General features: G+C 46.6%; 5 protein-coding genes and 1 pseudogene. 2 read left to right on the top strand and 4 right to left on the bottom strand.

All coding sequences use genetic code 11. The features are described 5' to 3' along the window. Positions 1 to 22 precede the first annotated feature (22 nt). Both dacB and ACQRBJ_RS12445 read right to left on the bottom strand, forming a co-directional pair. A complete protein-coding gene (dacB, locus tag ACQRBJ_RS12450) occupies positions 23 to 1,300 on the bottom strand; it encodes a D-alanyl-D-alanine carboxypeptidase/D-alanyl-D-alanine endopeptidase (protein WP_294968895.1) in 1,278 nt (425 codons plus the stop codon). Between the two features lie 28 nt (positions 1,301 to 1,328). Further along, entirely contained in the window at positions 1,329 to 1,748 is a 420-nt protein-coding gene (locus ACQRBJ_RS12445; protein WP_153121897.1) for a PH domain-containing protein, read from the bottom strand. Between the two features lie 151 nt (positions 1,749 to 1,899). Here ACQRBJ_RS12445 and nadB point away from each other — a divergent pair, with 151 nt between their 5' ends. Both nadB and ACQRBJ_RS12435 read left to right on the top strand, forming a co-directional pair. Continuing rightward, on the top strand, positions 1,900 to 3,489 hold the full coding sequence (gene nadB / locus ACQRBJ_RS12440; protein WP_445303792.1) for an L-aspartate oxidase: 1,590 nt from the start codon (positions 1,900 to 1,902) through the stop codon (positions 3,487 to 3,489). 287 nt (positions 3,490 to 3,776) lie between these two features. Then, positions 3,777 to 3,938 (top strand): annotated as a pseudogene (locus ACQRBJ_RS12435) (ATPase); the annotation flags it as partial. Positions 3,939 to 4,051: 113 nt separating this feature from the next. On the opposite strand, the gene sprA reads toward ACQRBJ_RS12435, so the two are convergent. Further along, positions 4,052 to 11,665 (bottom strand): cell surface protein SprA, encoded by a 7,614-nt coding sequence (gene sprA / locus ACQRBJ_RS12430; RefSeq protein WP_445303791.1) that lies wholly within the window; start codon positions 11,663 to 11,665, stop codon positions 4,052 to 4,054. Between the two features lie 52 nt (positions 11,666 to 11,717). Then, the gene (gene ruvA / locus ACQRBJ_RS12425; RefSeq protein WP_294968874.1) at positions 11,718 to 12,332 is read right to left on the bottom strand and encodes a Holliday junction branch migration protein RuvA; all 615 of its coding nucleotides are present in this window, start codon (positions 12,330 to 12,332) and stop codon (positions 11,718 to 11,720) included. Positions 12,333 to 12,616: the final 284 nt, after the last annotated feature.

The following is a 12,616-nucleotide window of genomic DNA, read 5'->3' as shown; positions in this document are numbered from 1 at the left end:
AAACTATTAAGTCTTAACTAAATTACGGTTGACAGAGCAAGGTACAAACCTTATCTGCAAAATTACGGGCATTATTGCCATGCATGATACCATTATTAATAATGGCAAAGCAAAGTTCATGACCATTGGCAGCCTTGCAATATCCAGCCAGTGAGATGATACCCGTCAAAGTACCAGTCTTTGCCCTTACATTACCATGAGTAAAACTATTCTTCATTCGCCTCTTCAACGTGCCATCCACTCCCCCGATAGGCAGTGACTGCATCAAATGCTCCTTGATATTATCATTCTTATAAGCATAACGCAGCAATTTTACCTCCAGTTCGGCACTCAGATAATTATACAAAGACAACCCGGAACCATCAGCCAATTTATAACGGGACGGATCGAGTCCAATTTTTCTAATCAACTGTCGTTCCACATTTCTGGCACTCTTGGCACTGGCTGACCGGTTGCCGGTAGAGGCAGCTATCTGATAGTACATACTCTCGGCATAGAGATTATCACTGTCTTTCATCATCTTATGCAGCACCTGATCCATTGTATGGAAACGGGTACAGATGGTAAAAGCATTAGCCGGACAAGGTTTTATGGTAGAATACATCCCTTCGTAGAGAATACCTACATCCTCCAGTTTTGCCAGAAATCTATCCATAAAGATGTCCTTACGGGCGAATACCAAAGGCGACAACACCGGATTGTCATCATCCCAGCACCATCCTTCGCCCAACAGAGTAGCATCCTTCATAGAACGGTCTGCATAAATACTGCCACGGATGGTGTCGATGCCCATCTCCTTCAACCCATTGGCAAAGGCTGCCATATCATCGCTGTTAAAACGGGGATCCATGCCACCGATACAATAAACATCGCCGGTTAAGACTCCATTTTCTATGGTTCCAGTATACTTGAGAGTCGTCTTAAACTGGTAAGAACCGCCCAATTTATCCAATGCCGTAATAGCAGTCAGGAGCTTCATTGTACTAGCCGGGCGCATCAGCTGTCGCTCATTTCTCTTGTAGATACAGGAATCGGCCTCCAGGTCCCATACCATCAATCCCACCTGCGATGTCTCGAACATCTTACTCTCCAGGAGTTTGTCCAGACCAACCTGAACCGAGACAGGCCAAGGCAACTTCTGGGTATCAGTAGCCAGGGAGTCAATCAAGGTAGAATCAGCCAATTCTGTCTCGTCCTGCGATTCTACCACCTCGTCATCATTCACATCTTGAGCCTGCATTGGCAATGCAACAACCATCGCCATCATCAGGCTCAACATCATATATTTAATCTTTTCCATCACAATTGAATTCTTCACTCTTCGTTCCTCATTCTTCACTTCTTTGCCGTTTCTTAATTTCTTTCTCAAAAGCCTCTTCATTATCAGGCTGAACGGCCACCATGTTCTTATGACCATATTCTATCACTACACACCTGTCCAGTCCCATAAAAGTCTTCACCGGATGCACATCTATGATGTCGCAGACCGGTACATTCTTGTTGGACGAGAACCTTCCTTCGTTGATGATCAGATACTCCATCTCATCATCCCGGTCGATAGGTTTTACCTTCTTAAAGGTATAAGTAGTATTCAGAATACGCTCTATCATGCCCACGATGACAATGGCCAGGAAGATGCCGATAATCGCCATCTTCACCCAGAAGAAATAGCCAGCCAAAAATGCAAAGACTGCCACCCCCAAACGGGCTGTCAATGTAAAGCGTTTATGAAAAGTTCTATCTGCCATATCTTGTTAATATTTGTCATTTTGATAGTCTTAAAGACTATATTACCATAAATTTCGGTGCAAAATTACAAAAAATCCGTCTCTTTTTACTCATTATTAAAGAGAAATTAGTACTTTTGCAAACAATTAAGCATTATTAGAATAAACTCACATGGTTTATAAGTATGATTTTCTGATTATCGGCTCAGGAGTTGCCGGTATGAGTTACGCCCTGAAAGTAGCCAGAGCGCATAAAGGTAAAGTGTGCATGATCTGCAAAACCTCTCTCGATGAGGCGAACACTTCATTTGCACAAGGTGGTGTTGCGTCAGTTACCAACCTGGAAGTAGATAACTTCGACAAGCACATACAAGATACGATGATTGCTGGTGACTATATCAGCGATTATAAGGCAGTGAAGCAGGTTGTCACCATGGCACCGGAGCAGATCAAGGAGCTCGTGGAATGGGGTGTCAACTTCGACAAGCAGCAGGACGGCAAGTTCGATCTTCATCGTGAGGGCGGACATAGCGAGTTCCGCATTCTTCATCATGCAGATGATACGGGTGCTGAAATCCAGCGCGGTCTGATGGAGGCTGTACGCAACTGCCCAGACATTGATATCAAGGAAAATCATTTTGCAGTAGAGATTATCACCCAGCACCACTTGGGTGCCCGTGTTACTCGCCGTACACCTTATATTAACTGTTACGGAGCCTACGTTCTGAATCCTGAAACCCAGAAGGTGGATACCTATCTGAGCAAGGTTACCGTGATGTGTACCGGTGGTTGTGGTGCTGTTTATCAGACTACCACCAACCCTGTCATCGCTACCGGCGACGGTGAGGCGATGGTTTACCGTGCCAAGGGAACCGTAGCCGATATGGAGTTCGTACAGTTCCACCCTACAGCTCTCTATCATCCAGGAGAGACTCATCCTGCCTTCCTCATCACCGAGGCTATGCGTGGATATGGTGGCATCTTGCGTCTGCCTAACGGCGAGAGCTTCATGGAGAAATATGACAAGCGATTGAGCCTGGCTCCTCGCGACATCGTGGCCCGTGCCATCGATAAGGAGATGAAGATTCACGGTCTGGATCATGTCTGCCTGGATGTTACCCATAAGAATCCTGAGGAGACCAAGCATCACTTCCCAAATATCTACGCCAAGTGTCTCAGTATCGGCATCGACATCACTAAGGATTATATCCCGGTTCGTCCTGCTGCTCACTATATGTGTGGTGGTATCAAGGTAGATTTGAACGGCTGTTCAAGCATCAACCGTCTCTATGCCTTGGGCGAATGCTCCTGCACCGGTCTGCATGGTGGCAACCGTCTTGCCAGCAACTCTCTTATCGAGGCTGTGGTTTATGCCGAGACAGCTGCCAAGCACAGTCTGGAGCATGTAGATGAATATGATTTCAACGAGAAGGTTCCTGCATGGAACGACGAGGGTACCATGACCAACGAAGAGAAGGTTTTGATTACCCAGAGCGTCAAGGAAGTTGGCGAATGTATGAGCAACTACGTGGGCATCGTGCGCAGCGACCTTCGCCTGAAGCGTGCCTGGGACCGCCTCGACCTTCTTTACGAAGAGACCGAGAATCTCTTCAAGCGTGTCAAGGTGAGCAAGGAGCTCTGCGAGCTCCGCAACATGATCAATGTAGGTTACCTCATCACCCGTATGGCTATCGAGCGCAAGGAGAGCCGTGGTCTTCACTATACCATTGACTACCCTGTTCACGCTTACGACAAGAAATAAAGTTTTTTCAAGCTACCATATAAAGCCGCCAGGATATTCTCACACGATATCCTAGCGGCTTTTTCTTTGCTTATATGAAAGCTCAAATCCTTAATGACATTGATGACTACACTTTTGCAGTAAAGATTTTGGTAAAACGACATAAATCACAAAAATAAATTTTGGTAAAACGACATATTTTCGCAAAAAAGATTTTGGTAAAACATATTTTTCATGTAACTTATGCACATAAAACATTGAAAATATGGAGAATATGGTATTCAAGAGAAAAATTATATAGCCAATCAATAGAGGTCAAGTCGTCTGGATACAAAACGCATGCCTCGCTTGATGCTTTCTGTCAAAAATTCTCCGACAGGATAGTAAATCCGTACTTGGTTTACACCAAAGATCTGCAGAAAGATGGGCAAACACTCCTGATTCCGATTTACATGACCCCATTCTTATAAAGCAAGAATGTGCTGGGAGCGCAGGTTTGTTACCTGCCCTCCCAGCGACAACCTTGCAAAACACAATGTCTTTTTTTATTGTACCTTTGCACCGCAGTTGGGCGATAAAAACATCATCTCGTCAGCGAGAACTTGATGCTCAAGCCGAAATCCTGTGTGGTGGTAGGATAACTGCTGCTCGACAGGAGCGGTGTGTTGGTCTGACGATCGTAATAGAAACTCATGGTAAGGAGCTTGCTGAACGTATAATCGGCAGAGAAGCTCAACTTCAAGGCATTATTTCCACTGCTGGCACTACTTGTCATGGTGGCAATATCACGAACAATAGCAGCCTGCTTGCGGAAACTGAAGTCAAGACGAAGGTTGAGATCATGATTGGCTCCACGCATCTGCTGACTGTTAGCAGTTGCATTTCTGTTGTCCTTCCTGTTGCCAGCCCCCATCTTGGCTTTCAGCTTGCGGGCACCACCCTCAAACAAACTGAAGTTGTTGATGCGATAACCCATACCGATGACCCAGTCTTTACTGAGTGCCTCATTGAGCTGCACACTCGTCATACTGAGATTCAGCACACGCGTCTGGCGATACTCACCCTTGAGAGTCATGTTATTATTAAATGTAACGTCCATACCCAGCAATGGAGAGAAAGCCTCATTGATGCTCACCTGCGAAATGTTAAACATACTGCTAGGCGAAGGATTCCCCGTAGAAGCATCATTGATGAAGCCCAGACCGTTCATATACTCCTGATAGGTGCTGTAACTGTTATAACTGCCTACTGCAAAGATGCTCTTATAAGAATGGTTGATGTTAACACTCTTAAAGTGATCACGGAACCAAGGCAACTTGCCCAAACCGCTATAACGAACCGTCCAGTTAGGCAACAGTCTGCTCAAAGCAGGGAACAGCGAGAGAGAATTGCCACCCATCGAAGTATAAGCATTGAGGAAAGCCGGAATCATCACGTCACCACTATACTGATTAACAGGAGTACGGGATGCGTCAAACTTACCTCCACCCAATGCAGAACCCGCCGGATAAACAGTTCCTGCATATTGAGCTTCTACCCTATCACGATAACCCGCCAGGGAATTGACAAACTTCTCGAAAGTCTTGCTTCGATAGCCGCTATTGGCATCACCCATTCCCTCAAAGGCAGTACTCAGCGAGATGGTACTCATCTGGAAAGAACCACTCTGCGTAGTAGGAGTTCCCTCATACATATACTGAATACTCTTCTGGGTAGTCTGGGTGCGGACAGCAGAAAGATCTATCTTCAAGTCCTTCACCGGCTCCAGCGTCATACGCAGCTGCAAGTTGTCCGTCTTACTCGTAGTGGCAGGCGTTGCAACAGAGTCATTGCGGAGCAGCCAGTCATTCTCCCTAGCCTTACCGATATAGTCATCATCCACCAAGCCAAAGGCAAAATCGAGACCAGGCGCCATAGAACCCACCTTTTTCTGTCCGAAGGCATCACCGATACTTGGGGTGAAGCCTGGCAGCGTGAGCTGATAGCTGCTGCGATAATTGAAACTGACATTACGGACCATCATCGCCAACCGAGCCACCGTCTGCCAGGTCTTATACCAACTCTTTTCTTCCAGCGGTTCCTTAGTCAGTACCGAGATCTTGATTTTCCGGGCACTATCCACCTTGGAGATGAGTTTAATCTGATTATTGTCCACCTTTTTATATTTAATAGGGAACAACTTGCCATCAGCAGTCTTGGCAGACACGATAAGACGCTTGCTGTTCTTGCCATGACGGATGTTGAAAGAGGTATCAGGCAAGAGCGTGATTTCCTTCTCGAATGCCTTCCTGTTCTTAGGCAATGCCTTCTTAGGATCGGCAGCCAGTTCTCTGGCATCTTTCTTTTTCTTCTCCTTCTCCTGCTTCTTGCGCTCATATTGGCTTCTGGACATCGTGCGATTGAACTTTTCATTTACCTTCTTGAGGAAAGGCACATGATTGTAGAGCTTGACCAGATTGAACGAACCGTTGAGGGTCACCTCGCGATGCGTATTAACGGTATTGCCATAGGAGTTGCCATTCTCATCTTCCATACCCCGCTCCCAAGAATAGTTGGAACTATAAGAAGCATCGGTGTTCACCCAGTCGAAAACAGGCAACAGGTTGAGCGGCACCTTATAGGAAGCCGTAAAACTCTGACTATAATCGAGCGGTGTACCCCAGGTTCTGACACTATTGAGCACGGCACTTCTATATACAGAATCCTTCCAGGCATGATACTGATCAGCATAAAGATCCGTATCCACATCAGGATATGGCACATCTACCTGTGCATGGGTTGCACTCTGGAAGTTCATGTGAAGATTCCTGGTCAAGTCCCAACGCAGAGCAAATTCACGGTTCCAAAGGAACTGATCGCTGAAAGTGATAGGCAACTGCGACTTGGTAAGACTTTCCATATCACGCTCCTGCAATTCATAGGTTTCATGTGTCATCTCGGTATTGAAAGCGAGATTCTGCGGCAACCAGTTCAGTCCGAAACGCTTCAGGATGTCGAGCCACTTACTCTTGTTCTTGATTTTCTTGAAAGGTTCCCACGACTTATATACCGGAGTCCATGAATAATCCAATGCACCCCGCCAATTGTCTCTCTGCTCACGAACCGTAGTTTCACCGGTAGTATGCTGATGAGCATGACTATAGGTAAAGGAGAAGTTGGCTGGGTCGTAAGGCATCGGATGGCGCTTGGTGGCAATACCCACACGGGCATTAGATACCGAGAAGTTGGTTTGTGTAACCTTGGTCACGGCAATATTCTCGATAGAATCGCGCTCCGCCTTCGAGCCTGCAGCATCGAGAGCATCCTTCAGTTCCATATCCGTATCCATCGGATTATACTTTGGCGAAGTCTTCTCCTTGGTGACACTATAATATAAAGGTATGCTCACCTTCGCCTTGTCCGGGAAGAACTTACCCATTTCCAGCGAGGTGGTCACACTATAGGTACCATAGTTGTCGGTACTGCGGCTAGCCACGCCGTCTTCCAGACCTCCAAATCCTTCGCTGACATATCTTCCCGTAGCATTGACACTACCGAAATCAGACAGCTGCACATTGAGATTGGCATTGGCAGCCCATCCACCCTTGTTGTTATGTTCCTTCAGGCGGAGTTCATTTACCCAGACTTCACCACTCTTGATATCGCCCGAGTGATTGCGCACACCAATCATCATGGTCTTCACCTCGCCAAGGCTAGGATTACCCACAATGGTCAACTTATTGTTAGGGTGCTCGCTATCGTATGCCGAGTAAGGTGCCATATAAGAAGCCATGCCTTGTGCCTTAGCCTTATTACGCTCCTTCTTGAGATTGGTAAAGATGCTGAGAGCCACATCCAGCATATTCTCCTCAGGCCAAACCAACCTGCGGTCGGCAGGCACATTACGGTTGTAATTGCTGCGTGGAGCCGTAAGGGTGAGCGGAATCTCATATTCATAATAGTTATTCTTATAGTCACTACCCAGACGGATGAAGACAGCCAGCTCCCTATCCTTCAGATTTGTGGTATTCTGCTCCAAGGCATTGGCATGGGTAAACATCTGGATACGCTTATACTGCCGGAGGTCGAGAGTAGTATTCTTGTATACCGCCTTGGCTTCTCCACTGGTCAGATTCCTGACAACAAGACTCAAAGCCTGCTCGTTGGATTCTACCAGCTGTGGCTGACTAGGATCCTGCTCACGACTGATGCCTGGAGGCAAGACGTAATTGACCGGAGTCTTCTCGGCATTTTCCTCAAGATTCACGGCACTAGCCTCCAAGGTTCCACCAGAAGCTGCACTCAACTGCTGATCATAAGTACGCCATTCACCACGTACCAGGTCGAGCGTTCCAAAGCGCAGAACGATAGGCTTCTTGAAACCAGTAAGGAACATACGCATGAAACGGATGCTGGAGAAATCATTGATATTACCCTGCCGGCTCTCGAACTCATCTACAGGAATACGGAACTGATACCAGGTAACAGACGACTTGGTATTGTCTCGCCATGTCTGTGAATATTCTCGCTTGTCCACAATATGGTTGGTACCCACAACCAAATCTTCCGGACGAATACTTACCCTATACTGGTAGTATTTCTCATATTCATTCAGCGTATAATCCTGATTGATATCTTCCACGTCAGGGGTAGACTTATAAGATGTATCATAACTCTCAGAACGGCTATCACTGTCAGGCGAGTTGCCCTGAGGGTTGTTGATATACTTGTAACGCTGCAAGATAGGAGCACGCATCTCATCCCAGTCACTGCCACGGAAATAGTGATAGTCATCACGTGCAGGGTCGGCAAAGATGCTGTCGAATACAGCCTGGTTCACCTTTCCCTGTATCTGGTCGAGATAAGCACTCTTATAGAATTCCTGTTCCTCGGCATCGGTCAGACCGTTGAAACCCACATCCTGCAAGGCACGACTGCCACTGGTTGTTGCAAAGGCATAGGTTACCGTACTCTGAGTAGGAATCTTACCCCACTGAGTATAAGTAAAGCTCTTGCTGCCATCTACAGGCATTCCGCTCTCATAGAACTTCTTACCATCCCGCAAGATATCTTCGCTAACCTCGCCCAGATTGATATAGAAATCTCCACCATATTCATTGGCATCCGGCTGTTCACGGGTATAGAGGAACGGATCCAGCAACCAGAACTCGATGTATTCAATGTTGGCTTGCTCGAAATCATTGGTATCGAGCTTACGCATCATACCACCCCAGTTGAGCTGTGGATTCTTCAATTTACCATCTGCTTGCAGGTCTTCCACATTAAAGTTATAAGGACCCGGCTCTGACGGATAGTAAGCCAGGTTGAGCACACTCAGGGTATTGGTAGCACCCTGATAACTGTTCTGCTGGCGCAATGGGAACAGCTCCTTCACATATACTTCGCGAACATAGTGATTACTGAGCTGCTTGAGGTCGCTCTTGATATGTCCAGGCGTCAAGGAACTGCCTCGACGGGTAAAGAGAGGGTCGATGCAATACCAAGCCAGACGGGAACGGTGGAAACCGCTCGTCAGTCCAGTCTTATCATTATAATCTTCCTTGAAATTGAGCGATGGCACGCTGGAGATAAACCAGGAAGTAGGTGTCATCACATCAATGCCGTTCTTGGTGTTTTCGAAGTCATCAATATAGGAAGCATTGTCCTGCGTACCACCAGCCTCCCCAGCCAACAACTGTGCAAACTCACTGGTAAAAGAGATTTGCGATGGTTGGGTAAGATGCAGGAAAGGAATCTTGTCAAGTACATTGGTAAGCCACTGACTCTCCTTCTTCCAATTGAGATTAACACCCCAGAGAGTATTCTTCAATGGCTCAGAACCCATGGAAACCTTCGTGGTAAGGGCCTGTTCGGAAAGATGCTGCAGGGTACCACTCATCTGGAAGTTCTTGGAGAAATCATACTCCCAGTTCACACCAAACATGGTCTTGCGAGTCTGACCATAATCCGTATTACTTTCCAGGGAAACATTGACCGAAGTACCCGCATCGATGATGCTCTGGTTGAGGATGGTAACCTCACCCGCATTGTAATCTACCGAATAGTCAGTACCCTCTGTCAGGGTAACACCACCTGCGGTTACTACGACCGACCCCTGCGGAACGTTATAGGCATCCAGGGAAATGACATTAGCTGATGAACCTTTGAACTGACCCACCATCTGATACTTATTCTTTTCTGCAATCTGCCTGGCAACGGTCTTGGTACTGTCATACAGTTCGGTAAAGGCATATTTCTCAGCCGCATCCGCAGCCACTCCGTTCTTGACCAGATAATCACGCATATAACTTCCGAAAGGTTCTACTTTCGGAATAAACACGCGACCATTAGAAACGGTATAGCCTTCTACATAATCGTAGTATCCATTGCTATGTGCCTTGTTGTTGTTATCAAGTCGGTCGGCACCCAACACACGAATGATAGGCGTATTCTTGACTCTCTGTTCCGGAATATAAGACAGATAAACGCCCGTCGTATCGCTCTGGTATTTCACGTCAAGACGGAATTTCTCCTTCTCGATATTAGAGGCAAGATAATACACGTTCTTCATCATCAGGTCCCAGTTGCCCTGCTGAGGATTACAACTGGTATTCTTGAGCGACTTGACGAAAAGAGCCTGTTTGGTATCGGTGATATCAGAAGCAAACTCACCCACCTGATAAGTTACGCCACCCGATGTATATTCATAAGCCACAGCCAATACCTGGTCGGTCTGAATACCCGTCTTCAAGGAAACATAACCCAAGGCAGTATTGACGGTATACTCAGAAGAACTCAAAAGACGGGCACTCTCCAGTTTCTCAAAGTCTGCACCACCTACCAGACCAGCCCCCTCCAGAGTAGCAGCAGCCTGGTCGATATCCCTGGCAGCCACATACTGGGTAGTCATAGCCTGATACTCGGTATTGGCACGGTTGGAAGCCACCTGTCCGGTTGCCGTCCACATCGGGTTACTGATTTTAGAAGCTTCGCCAAGATCGGTCAGTGCCACGATATTTCGGGTATTGGCAGTAGTTCCCGACTTATTGGTTACCCAAATCTCCACACGGTTAATCGTAATGCCGGTAATGAGATTAGGCAACTTCTGCATCCATTCGTCATAATGATTCCTGAAATATCGGGAAAGGAAGAAGTGACGATTCTCCTCATAATCGGCAACATTGATTTCAAATGGAGTCAGCTGTACGCCGCCCCTGCTGGAAACACTCTTGGATGCACTCTTCTTCTGCGAAGCCACCATCTGCAATTTCAACTTTCCAAACTGCATATCGGTTCTGACACCGAAAAGGCTGCTGGCTCCCTTGATAAGCGAAGAATTGCTGGGGAAAGACACATTACCTGCCTCCACAAGCTTGATAATCTCGTCTTCCTTACCATCATACTTCAGTTTCATGTTCTGGGCATCGTAGTCGAAGGTGGCATCGGTGTTGTAATTCAGGTTGAGGTTCATCTTATCGCCCACCTTACCATTCACGTTGAGATTGATCTTCTCATCGAAGTTCATCATCGTGGTTTTCCGGTTGCGGATAGGCAAAGATGGATTATCGATACTCTTCTTGTTCATACCCAGTTTCAGCTCGGCAGAACCCTGTGTCCTGACACGGATACCGCCAGGACCGAATATCTTCTCGGCTGGTCCCAGGTCGAAATGCATATCAGAAAAGTCGAACTTCTCCTTACCCTTCGCCTGATAAATCTCATCGTTCTTCTTACGGAAGAAAGCACTTCTCTCATTCATCTCAGTCCAGGAGTTATACTCTTCTGGAGTGAGCATGATAGGGGCCGAGAGCCAGGTATTGCCCATACGATTGCCGATAACGAAACGGTTGAGCGTATCGTTATAGACCACATCATATTTCATGTTGTCCGGGCGCTGCAAGTCGAGCGGACTCTGATAGAGGTCGCTGAGTGAATAAGGCTGGGTAAGCTGAATCTTCCAGCGGGTATTCAGCAAAGAATCAGGAATGGTATCATCCTCCACCTTGAAGGGTTGGGCAGAAACTGAAATCTTGCTGCTCTTTCCTTTATCCTGTGCCCCATTCCTTGCTTGCTTATCCAGCTGTTTCTGCTGGGTATTAACCGGATTCTGAGTTCTTTTACGGGTACGGTTATCCTGCAAATAAGGCATGACGAGAGCATAGCTGAAAGTAGAAACCATCAGCCAGAACAGCAACAAATATATTTTTCCCTGCCTCATTTACAGATGCTAAATTCTTTTTCCTGACATTTAATTTTCTCTCTTACCGCAACTACTTGATTTGCTTCAGAGCCAACTTCACAACCTGCTCAACCGGCAAATCTGGCTGAGCCTTCAAGATGTCGACAACCACCTTGGCAGAAGGAGCCGGAGAGAAACCTAGCATGGTAAGGGCACTCACAGCCTCATCCTTCACATCATTGTTCACCATCACAACATTGCCTCCGTTGGCAGGGAGCTCATCCGCGATGCCCAGACTCACAATCTTATCCCGCAAATCGAGAATGATACGCTGGGCTGTCTTGAGTCCGATTCCCTTTACACCCTTCAACATCTTGTCATTGCCCGATGAAATCACGTTGCACAGTTCGCTTGGCGACATCGACGAGAGAATCATTCTCGCCGTATTGCCTCCCACACCCGATACGGTGATGAGCTGGCGATAGAGTTCGCGCTCCTGCTTGGAGGCGAAACCGAAAAGGGTGAAAGAGTCATCTCTTCCACCTGCCACCAAAACCTCATGCACGTAGAGTTTTACTTCCTGCTTGCCCTGAATGGCAGTATAGGTATTGAGCGAAATATTGAGTCCGTAACCCACTCCGGCAGTCTCTACTACTGCCATTGCCGGGGTCAGTTCGGTCAGATCGCCATGAATATATTCTATCATTTTAATTTTCTCCTTACTATTTAAACACTTGGTTATACCTCTTTCATAAATTAATTATAATAATATGAACGCACGGAATAGGAATTTATTGTATCTGGCATTGGATTATATTGCCGACACCCCTATAAGAAAAAGCCTTTATCCCCTATGGAAATTGTTTTTAGAACTAGAAGAAATCTCCGTTCATAAGTTTTGAACCGACATTCAAAACTTATGAACGTACATTCAAAACTTTTGAACCTACATTCAAAACTTATGAACGAAGAATTCTATTAGGTACAGGA

The sequence above is a fragment of the Prevotella sp. SGI.167 genome, from assembly GCF_050313615.1.
GTDB lineage: Bacteria > Bacteroidota > Bacteroidia > Bacteroidales > Bacteroidaceae > Prevotella.
The sequence above is the reverse complement of the archived record's forward strand: the minus strand, read 5'-3'. Positions and strand labels throughout refer to the sequence as shown.